Genomic DNA, 21,810 nt, shown 5'->3' on the forward strand with positions numbered 1-21,810 from the left:
TGATATTCAATACATATTGGCGTAATACCAGGAACGTACTTTTGCGGGTAATTACTTAAGTAATACTAACCTGTTAACGTATGAAACCTATTTTACCCAACTCAGTGCCACAACAATCGCCCCGATCGAGAACCTCGATTCTTGCTCTGCGCCAGGTAGTTGTGGCATGTTTGTTTTGTCTACTGCCAGGCCTATCTGCGCTGGCCCAAACGGTCACAGGTCGAATCCTGTCCGGCGACGATAATCAGCCACTACCGGGCGTATCTATCGTTGTAAAAGGCACCAATGCCGGGACAACGTCCCGCGCCGATGGTACCTATTCCATTAACACTTCATCGAAAAGCACACTCACCTTCTCCTTCATCGGCTACGCCACACAAGAAATTGCTGTCGGCAATCGGACAACGTTAGATATAACGATGCTGGCGGGCGACCGTACGCTGAACGAAGTCGTTGTAACGGCGCTCGGTATTAAAAAGGACATTCGGCAAACGGGGGTGGCTATCCAGACCGTTGAAGGTGCCCAACTCATCAAGGCCCGTGAACCCAACCCGATCAACTCATTGGTGGGTAAAGTAGCTGGTTTAACAATCGGAGCCTCTGCCGAACTGCTACGTCGGCCCAACGTGATTCTGCGGGGTAATACCGATGTCCTGTTTGTGGTCGATGGCGTGCCCATTAACTCCGATACCTGGAACATCAGTGCCGACGATATCGAAACCTACTCCGTTCTGAAAGGGGCATCGGCTTCGGCGCTATATGGTTTCCGGGGGAAGAACGGTGCCATCCTGATCACGACCAAACGTGGTACGAAAGATAAACGCGGGTTTGCCGTGGACGTGAATACCAGCCAGATGGTGGACAATGGCTTCCTGGCCATTCCGAAAGTACAGGACGAATACGGCCCCGGTGATCACGGTGTGTATGAATTTGTGGATGGTAAAGGTGGTGGTAAAAACGATGGTGACTACGATATCTGGGGACCCCGTTTCGAAGGCCAGTTGATTCCGCAGTACGACAGCCCGGTCGATCCGGCTACGGGCAAACGCTCCGGTACGCCCTGGGTGGCTCGGGGTAAAGATAACCTGAAGCGGTTCCTGCAGGCGGGTATTCTCTCGACCAACAACATTGCGGTATCGGCATCGGGCGAGAAATACGACCTGCGTTTTTCGATCTCGCACAACTACCAGCGGGGTCTGGTGCCCAACACCAAACTGAACAGCACGACCTTTAAAGTAACGACGGGCTACAACTTCACGAACCGACTACGATTTGAGGGAGACATTCAGGTAAACCGTCAGTATACGCCGAATATTCCTGACGTTGATTACGGCCCGAACTCCATGATTTACAATATCGCTATCTGGGGTGGAGCCGATTGGAATATCGACGACATGAAAAACTACTGGCAGCCGGGTAAAGAAGGTACACAACAGATTTATGCTGAATATCAGCGCTATAACAACCCCTGGTTCATCACCAAAGAATGGTTGCGGGGTCACTACAAAACAGACATCGTTGGGCAAACATCCCTCAAATACAACATTGCCGATGGGCTGGACTTTCAACTACGCACCCAGGTATCGACCTGGAACCTGCTGCGGACGGAGAAGTTTCCATACTCGGCAACGGTCTATGGTCGGGAAGAAGCCAAAGGTGACTACCGCGAAGACCGCCGGAATTTGCTGGATAACAACACCGATCTGTTACTTAAATACAACAAGCGAATCAATCCACTCCTGAATGTGAATGCCATTGCCGGGGGTAACATGCGTATTTACAACTACAACTCGAACTACACGACCACCAACTACCTGAACGTACCGGGCGTGTATAACTTCTCGAACTCGCTCAACCCGGTCATTGCGTCGAACTTCAACGCCGATATGCGCGTACTGTCGGCCTATTATTCGGCGGACTTCACCCTGAAAGATTTTGTGACGTTGTCCACAACGGGCCGGATGGATAAACTGTCCACCTTGCCAAAGGGTAACAACACGTTCTTCTATCCATCGGTGGCGTTGAGCACGGTGTTGTCGGATTACCTGCACCTGCCCCAGGCAATTTCTTTCCTGAAAGTACGGGCCTCCTATGCCAATGTGAAAGACGGTCTTACCCAATCGACCATTGGTGTGCCATCGTTCCCGCTGGGGTATGGTCAGCAGTATTTGTCGTCGTATGATGGCCCAACGTACCAGAACTCAGCTGTTTATGGAACACCTTATACAGTTAGTAACACGTCAACGGCCTATTTTACCAACACGCTCAACAACCCGAATATCAAGCCGAACAGTACGTCGCAAACCGAAGTGGGCTTAGACGCGCGTTTTCTGAACAACCGACTCGCCTTCGATGCGGCTTATTACATCAGCGACGATGGTCCGCGTATTTTCAGCCTGCCGATTTCAGAAACAACGGGTTATTCGGCCGCGCTGGTGAACGGTATCAAAACCCAGAAAAAAGGGGTTGAACTGTCCCTGACAGGTAAAGTAATTCGCAACGCCAACGGATTTAACTGGGATGTATTGGCCAACTGGTCGACTTACAAAGAGGTGTACAAGGACTTTTATCCGGGTGTAACGGCCTTGAATACATTCTTCAAAATCGGCGACCGGACGGATAAGTATTACACCAAAACGTTTGTCCGCACCCCCGATGGTCAGATCATTAATGATGCCGGTGGACGTCCGCTTCAAACGACGGTGGCTCAGTACGTAGGCAACATCAACCCGGACTGGGTGTGGGGTTTGAACAACCGGTTCAGCTACAAAGATTTCACGTTCAGCTTCCAGTTCGATGGACGCGTGGGCGGGGTTATCTCCGATTATGTACAGCAGAAAACCTACGCGGGTGGTCGGATCATCAACACGGTTGAGGGTGATATGGGTATTGCCCGGTTGAATGATACGAAGGGTATTAAGTCGTACCTAGGCGAGGGGGTTCAGGTGAGTAACAATGCTAGCATCAACTACGATGCCGATGGCTACGTGACCAACTACAGCGAGCTGAAGTTTGCGCCAAACACGACGAAAGCCTATTTGCAGGATTACATCGCCAAGCGCTATGGCTTCGACGGCGGCAATATCATCAGCCGTTCGTTTGCCAAACTCCGCGAAGTGGTCATTGGCTACACACTGCCACAATCGTTTGTCAGCCGCTTGGGCATCAAGCAGGCATCGGTATCCTTCGTGGGTCGTAACCTGCTCTACTTTGCCGAGAAGAAAGACATTGATATCGATCAGTTTACAGGCAATGGCCGTTCGGACCTGCAAACGCCAACCACACGCCGGTACGGGTTTAATTTGAATCTGACATTCTAATTAATCGTCAGTCGTAGTCATTGATTGTCAGGTATTGTCATTTGTCGTGTAAGCGGCAGATAGCAAATAATGACAGCGAATGACTACGACTGGCAACTTAATGACATAAATTTATGAAACTGAACAAATACATTCTACCACTACTGGCTCTCTTCCTGACCTTGTCAGCCTGTGAGAAGCCATTCGACGAACTCGAAAAAGATCCGAACCGGGCGGTCAATGCACCCGCTTCGTTAGTACTGAAAGGAATCCTGAACGATATGTACGATTCGGGCAACAGTCCGTCTGGTTTTTCGGGAGTAACTTACGCACCCTGGGGATCAGAGCAACGCTTCAACCAGTTTTTCGCCAGTAATTACAACTACTACGCAACCAACGAATACAGCTGGACAACTACGAACCTGAATTTCTACACGTTGAAAGACGTGTTGAAAATGGAGGCCGAAGCCAAACGGGCGGGCGCTGCCGATGTGAACCCCTATTCAGCACTGGGAAAATTCTTTCGGGCGTATTTCTACGAAAACATGACCCGTCGGGTAGGCGATGTTCCGCTGACAGATGCCTTGAAAGACCAGGCCAACCTGACGCCTAAATACGACTCACAGAAAGCCGTTTACATCCAGATTCTGAAATGGCTCGATGACGCCAATACGGATATGGCGGCCATCATCGCCAAAGGCGACAATACCCTGGGAGGTGATTTTTACTTCAATAACAACCTGCGTCAGTGGCAGAAAGTCGTGAATACGTACCGGCTACGGGTGCTGATCAGCCTGAGCAAGAAAGAGAGTGATGCCGACCTGGCTATTAAGCAGAAGTTTGCCGATATGATTGGCAACCCAACGAAGTACCCAATCCTGACGGGTATGGCCGATAATCTGCAATTTATCCATAACAGCACGCAGAATAAGTATCCCCGCAATCAGGATAACTTTGGTCAGAATGCAACGCGGGAAAATATGGCCAAAACCTACGTCGATTTGCTGGTAGATCGTAAAGACCCCCGCATTTTCGTAGTGGCCGAACCGGCTTCGGCAAAAATTGCTGCGGGTTTAAAACCAACTGATTATGCCGCTTTTGTCGGCGCGTCATCGGGCGAAGACCAGCAGGATATGGCTACTGAAGTATTGAAAGGACAGTACTCATTCCAGAACCGGAAGCATTACTACACATCCTATGTGGGCGAACCTGTCTTCATCATCGGTTATCCCGAACTGATGTTTACCATTGCTGAAGGAATTAACCGGGGCTGGGCAACAGGCAGCGCCGATGATTATTACCAGAAAGGCATTGCCGCATCGATGGGTTTTTATGGTTTGAAAGATGGCGATAACACGGTTACGTTCTCGCGTGATGGTGGTATTGCCAACTTCGATACCTATACCGTTAAGGTGAGTATGAGCGATTACCTGTCGCAGGCTTCCGTAAAATATGCCGGTAACAATGCCACGGGTCTAACCCAGATTTTAACTCAGAAATATATTGCTTTCTTCCAGAATTCAGGATTGGAAGCGTTTTACAACCAACGTCGGACGGGCGTCCCTGCCTTCCTGACGGGTGTGGGTACGGGCAACAGCGCCCGGATTCCGAAACGCTGGCAGTATCCGACCAACGAGCGGACAACTAATGCCGATAATCTGAAATCGGCCCTGACTACTCAGTATGGCGGTACTGATGATATCAATGCTACCATGTGGATTTTGCAATAGTTGTCTTAGTTTGTTCTGTCACTATTTAAACTTACTGAATTTCTTTAAAACTGAACCGTTTTTTGTCATTCCGACGCAGGAGGAATCTCAAGCTTGATTAATATGGAAGCTTGAGATTCCTCCTGCGTCGGAATGACAAAAAACGCGCTAATTCTAGCTAGAAAATGAAAGTTTAAACACCTTATCTACTATCTATGCGCCTTTTCGCTTATCTCATTGTTTTTTTGATCGGCTCCTCCGCACGGGCTCAACCAGCTCAGAACATCATTCTGGTAACACTGGATGGCGTGCGCTGGCAGGAGATTTTCAACGGGGCCGATTCAACCCTTTTGTTTGATCCAGTATTCAGTCGCGATACGGCCAGTGCCCATAAACAGTTCTGGGCGGCTAGCCCTGTCGAACGGCGGAAGCGGCTCACGCCCTTTGTCTGGAATACCATTGCGCAACAGGGGCAACTCTACGGCAACCGTCAACTGGGCAGTCGAATGAATGTGTCCAACCCGCACTGGTTTAGTTATCCCGGTTATAACGAAATCCTGAGTGGGTACGCCGATGATCGGATCAAGTCGAACGATAAAATCGACAACCCAAACGTCACGGTGCTGGAGTTTCTGAACAAGCAACCCGGTTTCGCCGGAAAAGTGGCCGTATTTTCATCCTGGGACGTGATTGAAGCGGCCGTCAATGAAACCAAAACCGGAATCTACGCCAGTTCGGCTAACGAGCCCAGTCAGCCGCGCACCGCTACCGACTCGTTGTTGAGCGATATTACGGCCTTATATCCACGAGAAAACGGCGATGGCGTTCGGGCTGATTTCCTGACGTATTTTGCGGCCCGGCAATACGTTAAGCAAAACCAGCCACGGGTACTGTTTTTGTCGTTCGATGAAACGGATGATCTGGCCCATGCCGGACGCTATCTGGATCACCTCCGGATGCTTCAGTCGATTGATGGGTACCTGGCCAATTTGTGGCAACTGATTCAGAACATGCCGCAGTATGCCGGAAAAACGACGATTCTCATCACGACTGATCATGGCCGGGGCCATACGCCCAAAGCCCGCTGGAAAGATCACGGCACCAAAACAGCCGACTCCTATCAGATCTGGATGGCGGCTATGGGACCAGGAATTTCGGCGACGGGTGAGCAGAAAAACGGCCCTGTCCTCTTTCAGAATCAGATAGCCGCTACCCTGGCTCAGTTGCTGGGGTTTGATTTTAAAACAGATCATCCGGTTGGTAAACCCATTGACCCGATTTCGGGCGCAAATCGGTGATAGATTTGTACCCGAACCGACTTAATCTGCTATGATGAACCGTAGAACCCTTCTTAAATCAGCAACGCTGCTGCCGTTGGCGTCTGCTGCCGATGGTCTGATCACATCGGCACCCACGGCCCGCAAACGCGCTGTTCGTTTTGCCTACCTCGGCGATACGCATATTACACCCGATAGTATGCCGATGGAATCGATCGCCAGGTGCTTTCATCATGCACAAAACCATGCGGATAAACCAGCATTTATCCTGCACGGGGGCGATGTGATCATGGATGCGCTGGCCAAAGATCGGGCCGATGTGCAGAAACAATGGGATGCCTGGAACACAGTCGTGAAAGCGAACAATTCTTTGCCTATTGAATACTGCATCGGCAACCACGATATCTGGGGTGTCGACGCGGCTAAATCGGAGCCGCTCTACGGCAAAAAATGGGCAATCGATCAAATGAAAATCAGTGGTCGGTATCGGTCGTTTGATCGAAATGGCTGGCATTTTATTGTTCTGGACAGTGTGCAACCCAAGCCCGATGGCAAGTGGTATACGGGCAACATTGATGCTGAACAGTTGGACTGGCTGAAACAGGATCTGGCCAAAACGGGCACAAAAACACCAATCCTGATTCTGTCGCACATCCCCATTTTCAGCCCTACCGGTTTCTTTAGCGAGACGAATATCAAAGATGGAACCTGGACGATTCCGGCGGGTTTAGTTTTGTCGAACACGCCAGAATTGCTGAAATTGTTTTATCAATATCCGAACATAAAAACGGCTCTGAGCGGCCATATGCACCTGCTCGACCGGGTCGACTACAATGGGGTTACTTATTTTTGCAATGGAGCCGTTAGTGGTAACTGGTGGAGAAGTGAGGTCTATCAGCAAACCAAAGCGGGCTATGCGCTCATTGACTTGTACGACGACGGAACCGTAGAACGAACTTATTTACACTACACGTAGTCCGGATGTAAGACAGGTTTTTCTTTGACAGGATTTACAGGATGAACAGGATTAATTTTAGACATAAAAATCCTGTTCATCCTGTAAATCCTGTCAAAAAGAATAAACATGTCCTTCCGGACGATCCCAAGAAACGACAATGCAAACCATTATTAATCTCTTCGCCGAAAGCGGCCAGGACGCTTACTACGGTGAACCCGTAACCCAGCTTGAACACGCCCTCCAATGTGCCTACTTAGCCGAAAAAGCAGGGGCTGATAACGAGACCATTGTCGCGGCTTTCCTGCACGACATCGGCCATTTGCTACCGCCCGAATTAGCCGGTGGTTATATGGATGGCTACGGCACGGTCGATCACGAGAAACTTGGGGCCGACTATCTACGCGAGATGGGTTTTTCAGAAAAAATAGGTCAACTAATTGAGCATCACGTCAATGCCAAACGGTATCTGGTCTACAAGAACCCGGCGTATTTTGCCCGATTATCGGAAGCAAGTTTAAAAACGCTGGAATTTCAGGGTGGGCCTATGAAAGCAGGCGAAGCGCTGGCGTTTGAAACGAATCCCTATTTTCGTGAAATCCTGCAGGTACGCGGTTGGGATGAACAGGCTAAAATACCCGGCTTTCCTACGCCCGATATGGCCTATTATCTGACAATTGCGAACAGACTACTGGATGGAGTCGACTCCTAACTTGCGGTTCAACCCTGTCTTCGGCTTTTACGTCCAGTTATGAAGCATCTGTGCTGGTTTTCTCTTCTTTTCTTTGTCCAGCAAACGCTCGCCCAGCGAACGTACACGACCTTACAGGTTCCGGGCCGGACAGACTATTGTACCATTAATCCTACCGGAAAATCGGTCTTGCCAAGTGGTCGTTACGTAACGCCAGCGGGCCAAACCATCCGAATCACCAACGATCCCTTCGGGCTGGCACTCTCGCCCAATGGACAACGGGCGGTATCGTTGCACGATGGTGTACTTACGCTATTGAATCTGGCGGAGTTGACGGCAACCCGCGTTCCCGATTATGCGGGTAAAATCTCTGCTGTTTTAAAAGACGGCTCCTTTTTGGGCGTTGCCTTTGCCCCCGATAACCGGATCGCTTATCTGAGCAATGGCGACAAAGGGCGGGTGTTAATTTTCGACACCGACCAACTCAAAACCATCGATAGCATCAGTCTCGACGGCAACGGCTACACCGACAGCTTTACCTCCGATCTGCTTCTGAATGGAAACGAACTGTTGGTTCTCGATCGGGCTAATTTCCGGATGGTTCGCATTGATGTCGCTACCAAACGCATTACAGCCTCTATTCCAACGGGTCGGCAACCGTTTGGCTTATCGATTAGCCCCAATAAAAAGCTGGCCTTTGTAGCTAATGTGGGCTTATACGCGTATCCGAAAGTGCCGGGCGTGACCAAAACCAATAAAGACACTATGGCCCTGAAGTTTCCACCTTATGCAGCCCATACCAAAGAATCGGCAGAAGGTGTGGAAGTGGAAGGACGACGGATTCCGGGTCTGGGTAGCCCCCTGGCCGATGAAGCCATGAGTGTCTGGATAGTCGACTTGACAACGAACAAAATCCTTAAGCGGTTTAAAACGGGCGTTCAGATTGGCGAGATGATCGAAGAAGCGGAAGTTGTGGGCGGGGCATCGCCAAACTCGGTTGTGGCTGGACGTAACTATGCCTTTGTCTCCAATGCGACGAACGACAATATTTCGCTCATCGATTACCGAAACCGAAAACTGGCAGGCACAATATCGCTGAAAGTCGACCCTAAACTCGACCGCTACCGGGGACTGATGCCCTTTGGGCTGGCGTTGACTGCCGATGAAAAGACGCTATACGTTGCCCTGCTGGCCTTCAACGCCGTGGCAGTTGTCGACGTAGCGACGCGAAACGTTCGGGGCCTGATTCCAACGGGCTGGGGCCCAACGCGCGTTGCCTTATCGCCCGATCAGAAAACGTTGTTTATAACGTCTGCACGAGGGTATGGAGCCGGACCAAATGGAGGAGCCTCCTTCGTGAAACCACCTCAGGGAACGTACATCGGTGATATTCAATTAGCTACGTTTCAGTCCGTTGCCGTTCCCGATGCGGCCCAGTTGGCCACCTATACGAAACAGGTTCTGGCGAACACCTACCAGACCGTCGCACTCACCGACAATGGAAAAAATCCGTTGCCGGTATTGCCCAAAACGCGGCAATCGCCCATAAAACATGTTGTGTACATCACCAAAGAAAACCGCACCTACGACGAGGTGTTGGGTCAGGTAAGCACCGGCAAAGGCGATTCGACACTGGCTCGCTTTGGGGTAGGCGTTACGATTAAAAGCCGCGTATCGACCAGCCGGGGAACGAGCGGTCGGACTACAGACCGTTCGGGGGATACCGTGCGCATTACTGCCGCCGATATTATGCCGAACCATGTGCGGGTAGCCCGGCAGTTCGCCTTCTCCGATAACTTTTACTGCGATTCGGACGCCAGCATTCACGGTCACCACTGGATGCTGGGCACCATCCCGAATGAGTGGGTTGAAGCCAATGCGGCCTCGGCAGGTCGGTTCGATCCGGATTCGAAAGCGCCCGGTCGGCGGTTTCCTAAAGCGTCGGGCGCTATAGATCCCGAAGATTACAATGAAATCGGCGGGCTCTGGGAAGCCTTCGAACGCAACAGGATTTCGCTGTATAATTTCGGTCAGGTTAACGAGTTTGCCGGAAACGTAGAAGAGTGGACGACCACGCAGTTTGGGGCAGCTCAATCCGTCGTGTTTCCAATGCCGAAAGCCGTGTACCCACACACATCGCGTGATTTTGCAGGCTATAACACCAACGTGCCCGATCAATACCGCATGGAACAATTTGAGCGGGAGTTTACGGCCAAATGGATTAAGGGGAAGGAGAAACTGCCGCAGTTTGTAACGATGCAGATTCCGAATGACCACGGTGCCGGACCTCGTCCCGATTTCGGCTATCCGTTTTTACATTCCTATATGGCCGATAACGACCTGGCCGTGGGCCGGGTCCTGCATTTTCTGTCACGCACGAAATACTGGAAAAACATGCTCGTCATCATTACCGAAGACGATCCGCAGGGGGGCGTTGACCACATCGATGCGCACCGTTCCATTCTGATGATGGCCGGGCCGTATGTGAAGCGGGGTTATGTATCGCATACGCACGCCAATTTCGGTTCTATTCTGAAGGTGATGTACAATATCCTGGGTGTTCCGTATGTGAATCAGTACGATCAGACGGCCTCGCTGTTGCAGGATTTCTTCACCGATAAACCCGATTTCCGGCCCTACAATGCCGTATTGCCCGACGCACGTGTATTTGATCCGCAGGCAGCCATGAAGCCCTACAAGAAGTCGTTCGACTGGCGGAAAATCGAGAAAGGACCCGAAATGGACGACCGGGCCGACCAGCGCGCAGAACATTATCGGCAACAACAGGAGAAGTAAAATTTTGTTATATTGCCAGAAAAAGAAATCCCTAAATGAAGTATACAGTCAACGTTATTTACGAGAAAGACGAACAGGGCTATTACGTCTTTTGCCCACAGTTGGCGGGCTGTCAATCGCAGGGAGACACGTTTGAAGAGGCTCGAACGAACATTCAGGAAGCAATCGAATTATATCTGGAAACACTAACGCCCGAAGAAATAATCGAACGCCTGTCGCACGAAGTAATCACCTCATCGCTCGAAATCGCCATTGCCTAAATTACCCGTTTTAGACGCGAAAGAAGCTGAGCGACTTTTGCTGAAGCACGGCTTTTTGTGGATACGCACGAAAGGTAGCCACTGAATTTATCAGAAAGACGATACACGAGTTGTTCTGCCTTATCACGCCGGAAAGAGCCTTCACCTGAAAATCGTGAAAGAAGTGCTCGAAGCCATCGGCGAACTGTAATCTAAACGCTATGCGCTCTCCCGCTTTCCTGCGAAACCCAACGACCTTTGTTATTTTCGGTGCCACAGCCGCCTTTTGTACCTACGCCTGCATGTACGCCTTTCGCCGGGGTATTACGGCCGTTACGTTCGAAGGCATGTTCTTTGCGGGAATCAGTTATAAAATCTGGCTCGTTACGGCGCAGGTATTCGGTTATGCCGTATCGAAAGGTATTGGCGTGAAAGTGGTTTCCGAGATGTCGCCGGGGCGAAGGGCGATCAATATTCTCTTTTTTGTGGGGGTTGCCTTGCTGGCCTTATTAGCCTTCGCGCTGGTTCCGGCCCCCTATAATATTGTCTTTCTCTTTCTGAACGGCCTGCCATTGGGATTAGTCTATGGAACGATGTTAGGTTTTCTGGAAGGCCGTCGGCAGACCGATGCCCTCGTAGCCGGACTGACCGCTTCGTTCATTTTTGCCTCGGGATTTGTGAAAACGGTGGCCCTCACGATCAAAAGCGACTGGGGTGTCACCGAATTCTGGTTACCCTTCGTCACAGGAAGCTTATTTGTATTGCCCATGCTGGTGTCGATCTACGCGATGACCCTACTCCCCCCGCCTACCGCCGAAGACCGCGCCCTCCGTACCGAACGCAAACCGATGGACAGCACCGAACGACAAGCCTTTGTCCGGAACTTCCGGCCCGGCCTGATCCTACTGATCCTCTCCTACGTACTCCTTTCCGCCTTCCGCGACTTCCGGGACAACTTCGGCCCTGAAATCCTGAAAGACGCGGGTGTCGACAACCCCGGCATTTTCGCTAAAACCGAAACGATGGTGGCGGTCGGTATCCTGATCGTGATGGCGCTGCTCCAGCGGGTAACCGATAATTTCCGGGCGTTTGCGTTACTCAACGGGCTGATGCTCGCGGGTGGAGCCCTCGTTGGCCTAAGCACCTATGCCTACTCGACCGGTATCCTATCGCCGGGCAACTGGTTTCTGCTAACGGGCTTAGGCTTGTACATGGCGTATGTCCCCTGCAATGGCCTCTATTTTGAGCGGTTGATTGCCTCCTTCCGCTACGTCAGTACAGTAGGATTCATCGTCACCCTGGCCGATTGGTACGGGTACCTTGGGAGTGTATCGGTGTTGCTCTACAAGAATTTCGGACACGCCAATATCAGCTACCGCGAGTTCTTTATGTATGGAGCCTATATCATGGCTGGGCTGTATGTACTGCTGGTGATTGGTTCGTTTGTGTATTTTCGGAAGCGGTTTCGGGAGGAGGTCATGTTGTACCCACGGGCTTCAGCCCGTATATAGGTTGAATTAAAACACAGGCTAAAGCCCGTGGGTACGACATGGCCTCCTCCCCTCCCCCCTATACGCTGTTTCAAACTCCCACCGTTCGATAACTCTTTATTGGCAGATATGCGCCTTAAATCAACCTACATCTCACAATTCAATACCAAATCTGTGTCCTTTAAAACACGATTCGGGTAAACGTATTCGTTAGAATTGACGTTATCGAACAACCTCCTCTATACCATTAATTATCAAGTACCTATGCCGTGGTTTGTTATTTATACGAAATCCCGATCTGAAAAGCTGGCCGCTAATGAACTCCGCAAGCGGGGCGTTGACGTCTATTGCCCGCTTCTAAAAGTAAAACGTCAATGGTCTGACCGGGTCAAAATGGTGGAAGAACCGTTGTTCCGCTCCTATTGCTTCGTGAATCTGGAAGAGAACGAACGTCAGGCCGTATACGGAGTGCCGGGGGTGGTGGGCTATCTGTACTGGCTACAGAAACCAGCCATCGTGAAGCAAAAAGAGATCGACCTGATTAAGGACATGCTGAATGACTTTGATCACGACGCCCTGGAACTCCTCGATTTTAAAACCGCCGACCGACTTAAAATTACCTCCGGTGCCTTTATGGATCAGGAAGGTGAAGTCATGTCGACTCAGGGTAAAACCATCGTGGTCAAACTTGAATCGCTACAAGTCTACGTATCCGTCGATCTGAATAAGAACAAAGTGGAGAAAGTAGGCCGGACGAAACGAGAGCGGTGACTCTCATCAACTCACCAACCGAAGCTCCGAGAGTACCGGAAGAACAGCCGGAACGCGCCGACGGGCAATCTCAAACTGGGTCTGATCAGCCATGATAACATAGTTTGTATCGGTGGAGTTGCCAGCGGGTTTGCAGAAGGTAATGTACGCCTGGTTAATCAGCGCCTTTTTGTGCACCCGTAAAAAACAGGGCCACTGATCGGCGAACCATTTTAAGGTGCGACAGGATAAGATCACCTCGCCGTTCACCATATACAGATAACAATAATTGATATTACCAATCAGGTACAATACCTGTTGCGGATCGTAATGATGCTCACCGCGCTTTCCGGGGAGTCGTTTCATAGGGTATCGTGTTTTATGTGGAATCGAGAGCCTTATCTCAGTAAGATTATAAAAAAGAGCCCAATAGTCCAAAAGTGACAAATAGAAAATCGAAAGGCAACTTTTTCTTTTAAACGGTACAACGTAGTTAAAACGCAAAGGCGCAAAGCATAGGCGCAAGGATCGCAAAAAGTAGGTAAACTGCCTTTGCGACCTTAGCGCCTATCCCTCGCGTCTTTGCGTTTTAACCCTAAACAAAGTTGCCTGTATGAATACGGATAAAGTAAGGCCCTTGCTCCATCCCTTTAAGGCTCGGCTTGACAAGACATGCTCACCTGTACGTAGGTATTTGGAACAATAATTACGATCACCGATTAACTAAAGAACCTTCTTGGGATCAACGTCATGTTGAGCCTGACTGTAGCGAATCATTACATTGCATAAAAACAGGATGGCCTATTTGGTTAGAACTACTTAAGTAGTACGATAAGGAAAAGCGATTTTATCAGCCTAAAATTAGCAAAAAACGTTCACTATTTATAGTCATATATAATAGTTTAATGAATTTACTATTAGCCATCAAACAGCATATTGATAACAACTTGCAGGTAGAAGCAACAAATACTAAATTATAATCAGTTAAATTTATCTTAAATCAATACGAATATATAAACTTTCTAATGGAAGCTAGCTGTCATCATTTTGCCTGATTATGTACTAAATACGGGCAATTTATAGCCCTAATTGCCCGCTTCGCCGTTTAATAAATACAAATAGTATAATGTCCGACCCTTCGGTAAACATAGCTATTATTGCATTAACAGAAGATGAACGTAGTAGTTGCCGGTTAGAGTTAACACTAAATTGGCAACTGGTTAAAAACAGAAAACAGATTCTTTTTCACCTCCATACTATAAGCTGTTCAATCATTAACATTATCCCCATACCTCTATGAATCAACTTTCCAACTTATTTCAGCGTAATGAATCGGACTTTGTTTCAACAGATTTCACAGTAGGTTACGCTCCTATTGAATTTACAATACCCGAAAAAACGGTTCATCGGGATAAACAACCAGTATCGAATATTTTCCTTCAATGGACGCCTGATCAGCAAGTCGTTTCATTACCCCAACGTTCTCTCTATACACGTATTGGAAAGCGGATTTTCGATGTAGTGGTTGCCACCTTCGTTCTTGTCTTTGTACTATCCTGGCTTGTACCCCTCATTGGGCTCCTGATTGTCCTTGAATCGCCTGGCTCTGTTTTTTTTATTCAGGCCCGCTCGGGACGTCGGGGACAAGCCTTTCGATGTTTTAAGTTTCGTACAATGGTACATGTTCCTGCACAACAGGGAGCATTTCGCCAAACCGCCCGGAATGATAACCGGGTAACTGCCCTGGGCCGTTTTCTCCGTAGAACCAATCTCGATGAAATGCCCCAGTTCATTAATGTCCTATTAGGTGATATGAGCCTAGTTGGCCCGCGCCCCCATGCGGTACAACATGATGTACAACATTGGTCATCTCCCGCCTATAGAGAGCGCTACTGGGTTCGTCCTGGAATTACGGGCCTAGCCCAGGTCCGTGGTTCACGTGGAGCAACGGGCGCAAAACACCAAATGGAACACCGAGTTCGCTACGATCATTTATATATTCCCCGCCAAACATTCCTACTGGATATGAAAATTTGTTTCCGAACAGTAAAGTTGATGTTCAAAGGGGATGTGAATGCTTGGTAGTAGTAAATAAATATTCCGTCCTGTAGAATACAGAATGGAATATTTAGAGCAGAATACTTATCTAAAGTCCATCATCCGTTAAGTTATACTAAGCAATCAAACCAACTACTTAATTCATGTATACTTCCTGTTGTACAGAAAAGAACAAATGCTAACTTTGTTCTGCGGAATATTTGTACGTGTCACAGGGTCTATTGTATGACGATATCTTTAATAAACTTAATTCGGAATAAGCATAGTTTTCACCTGGGTGCTTTGCTACTGTTAGTTTCCTTATTTTATTCCTGTGCATCGACAAAATCTATTACTTATTTTCAGGGTGATGGAACCCTCGACACGGCCCGGTATGCTACACTAGCTACTATCACTCCCCCAGTCTCTCGAATTCAGCCTGATGATATCCTGGCAATTGTTGTAAGTAGTTTGAGCCCAGAATCAAATGAACTCTTCAATTTTCCCAATATCAATACCGTTACAATGAGTCGGTTTCCCTCTGCAGGAGGTGGAGGCAATAATTCACAGCCATTGGGATATTTAATAGATTCGTCTGGGTATACAAATCTACCTCTTGCGGGAAAAGTGAAACTAGCTGGCCTAACAAATACTGAAGCTGAACAACTGGTTAAAGATAAACTCGATAAGTATTTAAAAGAAGTAACCGTTAGTATAAGAAATCTGAATCGCCGGTTTACTGTATTTGGCGAAGTGGGAAGGCCAGGTGTATACAACCTACTTAATGATCGTACTACACTCCCGCAGATAATCAGTTCTGTAGGGGATTTAACAACGTATGGTCGTCGAGATAATGTAATGATTATCCGCACTATTAATGAAAAACGAGAAATAGTAAAAGTTGACCTAACAAAACGAGACATACTTAATTCACCCTATTATTATATCAGACAAGATGATATAATTTACGTAGAACCAAGACCAGGGAGAATTACATCAACTGACCGTACCCTTCAGCTTGCACCAATTTTTCTGGGTGTCACTTCTACTTTGCTAGTCATTCTAAATTTCATCAGAAGATAATCTATAATTGACTGTCGGTTAATTTAGACTTCTATAAATTGACAGGATTTATTAAGATATTTTTTAATAGCCGATCTACTATCAAATGACCGATTCGAGTTCTGAATTGTTTGGAGAGAAAGAAACCCCATTTAATCTCCGTGCAGTATTTATAAAGTACCTGCGTTATTGGTATTGGTTTCTTCTTTCATTAGCTATTTGTTTAAGTATAGCCTATGTCTATCTTCGCTACGCTACACCTATTTACCAGGTGAGTGCAACCCTATTGATTAAAAATCAGAATTCAATCTCGAATGAGATATTGAAAGAATTAGAACCCTCTTCTACAGATAAGGTAGTTGAAAATGAAATTGAAGTTTTAAAGTCTCGCAGTTTGATGTTGCGTGTAGTTGATGACTTGAACTTAACCGTTGCCTATTTTCAACAGAGCCAAGGACGAAGCGACAAGGAAATCTACAGCTCTTCCCCCATCCGTCTACAACCTCTTCAACTAAATTCGCTAGCAAATAAAGGGCTCCTCATAAAAATCTTAAATCATAATCAATTTGAATTGGAAGATGAGGAAGGAGCCTCTAAGGGGAAATTTAATTTTGGGCAATTAGCTCAAAGCGGCTATGGTAGCTTCCGGGTATTTTTAAATGACTCGCTTTACCATAAAGACAATGCTCTTGTCAAAGTTCTCATCTATAATAGAGAAGATATAGCTGAACGCTACAAATCTGGCTTACAAATTCAATTAGTGAATCCTAAAAGTACAGTTCTAAAGTTAACCCTGGAAGATGCTGTACCTAAAAAAGGAAAAGCTATTTTGAATAGCTTACTTGTAGCTTATAATTATACGACACTAACGGACAAAAACCGGGAAGCGTCTAATACAATACGATTCATTGATGAACGATTGGGGTTAATCACAAACGAACTAGGAACGGTAGAGCGCGACGTAGAATCTTATAAAACTGCTCAAGGCATTAGTGATTTAAGTCAGCAGGCAACGCTGTATCTGGGAAAGGTTAGTGAAAATGACGCAAAACTAAACGAACTGGATATCCAACTGAAAGTACTGGAAGGAGTTGAAAATTACCTTAAAAGTAGTCAAACCGGCGTTGCACCTGCTACGCTGATGGTAAGTGATCCCATTCTGATAAACCTACTCACTAAATTAAATGACCTGGAAGCACAACAGGAAAAATATGAGCGCTCAACACAGCCAGATAGCCCTTTTCTTCAAACGATAAACGCCCAAATAACAAGCACGAAAAGCTCAATAAAAGAAAACATCTCGAACCAAAAAAATAATTTATTACTTGCCCGTACAAGCCTGCGAGGTCAAATTAAAAATCTAGAATCTACTGCAAAGACAATCCCAAGAAAAGAAAGAGAATTTATCAATATAAAACGTCAACAGGGGATAAAAGAAAGTTTATACCTGCTCTTATTACAAAAAAAGGAAGAAACAGCTATTTCCTATGCATCAACAGTGACGGATAGTCGCATGGTAGATGCACCATATGGTGCAACTTTCCCTATAAAGCCAAATAAAATTAATATTTATTTGGTAGCATTCCTTGCAGGCTTACTTATTCCAGTGGGCTTTGTCGCTGTTAAAGGCATATTAAATGATACCATTCAATCTCGGAAAGAAATAGAAGTTGAAACTGGTTTAGCAATATTTGGGGAAATCATGAAAAAGCCTAAAGAAATGAAGGATAATATAGTTGACCCAATTAGTAATAGCGTAATATCCGAGCAATTCAAAATACTTAGAGCCAACTTACAATATACAATTGGTACTCGCGAGCAAAATGCAGGAAAAGTTATTCTCATTACTTCTTCGATTAGCGGAGAAGGCAAAAGTTTTGTAAGTATTAACTTAGCCCTAAGTCTTGCTTTGTTAGATAAAAAAGTGGTTGTTTTAGAATTAGATTTGAGGAAGCCTAAAATAGCTACCTATCTTGGTGTAACTAAAGACAAAGGCATCACAAATTATTTGATTGGTCAGTCTGATGTCGATGAATTGATAAAAGTAACGGCACCTAATCCCAACTTATTCATGATTTCCAGCGGACCTATACCACCCAATCCGTCTGAATTATTATCAAATGGCCGTCTTGAATTACTATTAATTGAGCTGCGTAAACAATTTGATTATATTGTTTTAGATACACCGCCAGTAGGATTAGTAGCTGATGCAACCTTACTAGGCGCTTATGTTGACGCAGCGTTTTATTTAGTAAGGCATGAGTACACTCCAAAAACCTATTTACGTTTGTTAGCAGAATTAAAAGAAACTAAAAAGTTTAAATCATTAAATATTATATTTAATGGAGTAAATTACAGGAATAGTAATGAATACGGTTACGGCTATGGGTATGGTTACGGTTATGGATATGGTAAAGGTAAAGGTTATTATGTGTAATAAACTTCCCAATTGGTAAATTTACACCTTAACTGATGTCAAAATAAACAAAATCAGGAAGTTGTAAAACTTCGTTATAAATCGCATAAATTTAGTTAGAAGCAATCTTCAATATATTTCAATTTCCTGTATACCGTGCTTGTTATAATAAATTTATAATAGCAGGGCAAAAAATCAATAAAAAGTATAGTGTCTACTTGTTAAATTTCGTCTAATAAGACTAAATAAAAGGCATCGCCAGTTTGTACAGTTTACTGTATGTATTTTATGTAGCGATTAGTATTCAAGGATGGATGAGCGAAATACTTTTATAAAAAATCCCAGTATAAAGATTGGCACTAGCAATACACCAGAACATAGTACTTTCAAGCTTCGCAACTTAATAATGATTGAAAATAGAAAAAGCGCAAAAATGTTAGAAAATAATTAACTAATTAAAAACCATTCGCTCAGCTAAAAAGAGTTGACAGAACAACTAAATAAAGAACATGTGAATTAAAATAAAGGCGTAATAAGCGACTAAGTGTTTACTCAAATTCTTATTAATATATTTAATAAAAGGGTAATAGGTCCCATATGGGACTGACCGGGCGAAGCCATAAATTAACGATCAGTAATAAATAACTTAAAAGACTAAAATCTTCAAAGATGTTGATTCAAAATATTACTAAATTTAAAAGTAAACAAATTTATATTAAAATAAAATATTGGACAAAATTAATATCAGTAACAGGGGGAGCACAAGCTATAGTCCAAGCGAGTGGTTTAATTTCAGGTATTCTCTTCATTCGTTTATTACCTGTAAAAGAATATGCTTACTATACAATTGCAAACACAATGCTAGGCACAATGACCTTACTAGCTGACGGAGGTATATCTACTAGTATAATGGCACAAGGTGGAAAGGTATGGAATGATAAACATAAATTAGGAACTGTACTAGCAACTGGGCTTGACTTGAGAAAAAAATTTGCATTAGGCAGTTTAGTAGTATGTCTACCAATATTATATTATTTATTAACTAAAAATGGTGCTAACTGGATTACTACTGTTGCTATCATAGTATCATTGACTCCTGCATTTTTTGCAGCTTTGTCTGATTCTATCCTAGGTATACCCTCTAAATTAAATCAAGAAATAATACCCTTACAAAAAAACCAATTAAAAGTAAGCCTATTACGATTAGTTTCAGGCTTTACGCTATACCTGTTCCCATGGACCTTTGTAGCTATTATAGCAAACGGTATCCCGAGAATTTATGGAAACATTCAATTAAAAAAGATTGCTGGAAATTTTATAACTGAAAATAGCAAGATCGATTTATCCACAAAAAAAGAAATATTAAAAGTAGTAAGGCGTGTTTTACCTGGAGCGGTATACTATTGTTTATCTAGCCAAATAACAATATGGTTAGTGTCCATATTTGGTAATGTATCCTCAATTGCTCAAGTAGGAGCACTTAGCCGAATATCAATTGTCTTAACACTATTCACTAGCGTCATTAGTTTAACATTAGTACCTAGATTTTCAAGGCTACCAAACAGCTATAAAATTCTCTTAAATCGATTTTTGCTAATATTAATTTTATTAACTTTTCTCTCTATAATATTAATAGGAATTGTCTACTTATTTTCCTCACAAATACTAATAGTTTTAGGGAAAAGATACATAACTCTTAATGAAGAATTGTTATTAAGCTCTATTGGTAGTATTATAAGTATGATCGCTGGCGTAACATATTCATTACATTCTACTAGAGGTTGGTTATATATGCCTTTAATCCCCATTTTAATTAGTATAGGTTCAATCCTAATTGGAGTTTCTTTCATTGACATTTCAACTTTAAAAGGAATTTTACTCTTCAATATTTTTATTTCAACGATACAAGCTATTAGAACAATTGTATTCTCTTTAATAAAGATAAAACAATTAAATAGAGCTGTTATATAAAGCAAATAATTATCTTCTATGAGCAAAGTTATTAGGAGTTGCTTTTGTTGATAATGGCAACTATATATATTTGCATAATAATAATAGCATTACAACTAAAATTGTTTTTATTATAATATGATTACTAAAGATAAAAACCCAAAAAAAAATCCTTTAATTTCAATAATCGTTCCATGCTATAATTCATCTGCTACATTAGCAGAAACACTACAATCGATTGTTATACAAACATATTCACACTGGGAGTGTATAATAATAGATGACCACTCTAAAGACAATTCACAAAGTATAATACAAGAATATTCAGAAGCATATCCACAAAAAATAAAAAAATATGTAAACCATAAGAAAGGAGCATGTTCTGCGAGAAATTATGGTGTTCAACTATCAAAAGGCGATTATATAAAATTTCTCGATTCTGACGATGTTTTATTTGATAATAGTATTTTAGAAAATCAAATAAAATTTATTACAGATGACAATATTGACATTGTACATGGCAAAGAGTATTATTTTGAAAATACACTAGAGGAAAATAATATTATAAAGACACGAGGTGGTGAAATATCCAAACAGAAGCCTGAAACTTTTTTTAAATATTTTCCAATTACTTCTAGCTTTATGATTAGTAAAAGAGTTTTGTCACATATAAGATGGAACGAAAACTTACAATCTGGGCAAGAGTTTTTTTTACTTTTTCAATGCTACATCCGTGGATATTCATTTTACTATCAAGACATTCCTGTGGCAAAGATTAGAACCACGAATTCAAAATATAGAATATCTAATAAAGATCCAAAAGTATATGCAAATCAAACTGCAGTATTAGTCAATGAGATGTATAAAGATTTAGAAACACTTCAAAATATAGACCCTAAATTTATAGAAGCATTTTACAAAAAAATTTTATCATTCTCTTATAAAGCAGTTTCTCAAAAGAATATAAGTGCAGCAAAAAAAATACGTAAAATATTATTTAGGTTTAAAACACCTATAGTGAGTGATAAGTATTTAAATATTTTATATAAATTAAACAATTCTTCATTTTTGATTGGGTTTTTATTTTATCGAATTGTTTCGAAACAAAAAGGAAACATTTTATTCTAAATAAATCGTTT

The 21,810-nt window shown here is 44.5% G+C and carries 15 protein-coding genes; 14 read left to right on the plus strand and 1 reads right to left on the minus strand.

Annotated elements, in window-relative coordinates; all coding sequences use genetic code 11:
- Positions 1-80: 80 nt before the first annotated feature.
- The 9 genes from ACYVGO_RS23370 to ACYVGO_RS23410 all read left to right on the plus strand — a co-directional run bounded on the left by ACYVGO_RS23370 (position 81) and on the right by ACYVGO_RS23410 (position 13,227).
- A complete protein-coding gene (locus ACYVGO_RS23370; protein ID WP_460971333.1) occupies positions 81-3,320 on the plus strand; it encodes a SusC/RagA family TonB-linked outer membrane protein in 3,240 nt (1,079 codons plus the stop codon).
- Between the two features lie 113 nt (positions 3,321-3,433).
- Positions 3,434-5,029 carry a SusD/RagB family nutrient-binding outer membrane lipoprotein gene (locus tag ACYVGO_RS23375; protein ID WP_460971335.1) on the plus strand — a complete coding sequence of 532 codons (1,596 nt, stop codon included), beginning with the start codon at positions 3,434-3,436 and terminating at the stop codon, positions 5,027-5,029.
- Positions 5,030-5,223: 194 nt separating this feature from the next.
- Positions 5,224-6,306: an alkaline phosphatase family protein gene (locus tag ACYVGO_RS23380; protein WP_460971336.1), complete on the plus strand. Its 1,083-nt coding sequence runs from the start codon at positions 5,224-5,226 to the stop codon at positions 6,304-6,306.
- Positions 6,307-6,337: 31 nt separating this feature from the next.
- Positions 6,338-7,261 carry a metallophosphoesterase family protein gene (locus tag ACYVGO_RS23385; protein WP_460971337.1) on the plus strand — a complete coding sequence of 308 codons (924 nt, stop codon included), beginning with the start codon at positions 6,338-6,340 and terminating at the stop codon, positions 7,259-7,261.
- A 139-nt stretch (positions 7,262-7,400) separates the two neighbouring features.
- On the plus strand, positions 7,401-7,952 hold the full coding sequence (locus tag ACYVGO_RS23390) for a phosphonate degradation HD-domain oxygenase (RefSeq protein ID WP_460971338.1): 552 nt from the start codon (positions 7,401-7,403) through the stop codon (positions 7,950-7,952).
- Between the two features lie 39 nt (positions 7,953-7,991).
- Positions 7,992-10,727: a phosphoesterase gene (locus ACYVGO_RS23395; protein ID WP_460971339.1), complete on the plus strand. Its 2,736-nt coding sequence runs from the start codon at positions 7,992-7,994 to the stop codon at positions 10,725-10,727.
- 35 nt (positions 10,728-10,762) lie between these two features.
- Positions 10,763-10,987, plus strand: a complete 225-nt coding sequence (locus ACYVGO_RS23400; RefSeq protein WP_142771711.1) for a type II toxin-antitoxin system HicB family antitoxin — start codon at positions 10,763-10,765, stop codon at positions 10,985-10,987.
- A 200-nt stretch (positions 10,988-11,187) separates the two neighbouring features.
- Entirely contained in the window at positions 11,188-12,477 is a 1,290-nt protein-coding gene (locus tag ACYVGO_RS23405; protein ID WP_460971340.1) for a DUF5690 family protein, read from the plus strand.
- A gap of 243 nt (positions 12,478-12,720) precedes the next feature.
- Positions 12,721-13,227 carry a UpxY family transcription antiterminator gene (locus ACYVGO_RS23410; protein WP_460971341.1) on the plus strand — a complete coding sequence of 169 codons (507 nt, stop codon included), beginning with the start codon at positions 12,721-12,723 and terminating at the stop codon, positions 13,225-13,227.
- 6 nt (positions 13,228-13,233) lie between these two features.
- Here ACYVGO_RS23410 and ACYVGO_RS23415 read toward each other — a convergent pair whose 3' ends face one another.
- Positions 13,234-13,572 carry a LytTR family transcriptional regulator DNA-binding domain-containing protein gene (locus tag ACYVGO_RS23415; protein WP_460971342.1) on the minus strand — a complete coding sequence of 113 codons (339 nt, stop codon included), beginning with the start codon at positions 13,570-13,572 and terminating at the stop codon, positions 13,234-13,236.
- A 930-nt stretch (positions 13,573-14,502) separates the two neighbouring features.
- Between ACYVGO_RS23415 and ACYVGO_RS23420 the strand changes: the two genes are divergently transcribed.
- The 5 genes from ACYVGO_RS23420 to ACYVGO_RS23440 all read left to right on the plus strand — a co-directional run bounded on the left by ACYVGO_RS23420 (position 14,503) and on the right by ACYVGO_RS23440 (position 21,799).
- A complete protein-coding gene (locus ACYVGO_RS23420; protein ID WP_460971343.1) occupies positions 14,503-15,291 on the plus strand; it encodes a sugar transferase in 789 nt (262 codons plus the stop codon).
- 198 nt (positions 15,292-15,489) lie between these two features.
- Entirely contained in the window at positions 15,490-16,326 is an 837-nt protein-coding gene (locus ACYVGO_RS23425) for a polysaccharide biosynthesis/export family protein (protein WP_460971344.1), read from the plus strand.
- A gap of 85 nt (positions 16,327-16,411) precedes the next feature.
- Positions 16,412-18,742 (plus strand): GumC family protein, encoded by a 2,331-nt coding sequence (locus tag ACYVGO_RS23430; protein ID WP_460971345.1) that lies wholly within the window; start codon positions 16,412-16,414, stop codon positions 18,740-18,742.
- 648 nt (positions 18,743-19,390) lie between these two features.
- Complete coding sequence (locus ACYVGO_RS23435; protein WP_460971346.1) at positions 19,391-20,692, plus strand: MATE family efflux transporter; 1,302 nt, start codon at positions 19,391-19,393, stop codon at positions 20,690-20,692.
- A 117-nt stretch (positions 20,693-20,809) separates the two neighbouring features.
- Complete coding sequence (locus tag ACYVGO_RS23440; RefSeq protein WP_460971347.1) at positions 20,810-21,799, plus strand: glycosyltransferase family 2 protein; 990 nt, start codon at positions 20,810-20,812, stop codon at positions 21,797-21,799.
- The last annotated feature ends 11 nt before the right edge of the window (positions 21,800-21,810 follow it).

The organism is Spirosoma migulaei, assembly GCF_054776855.1.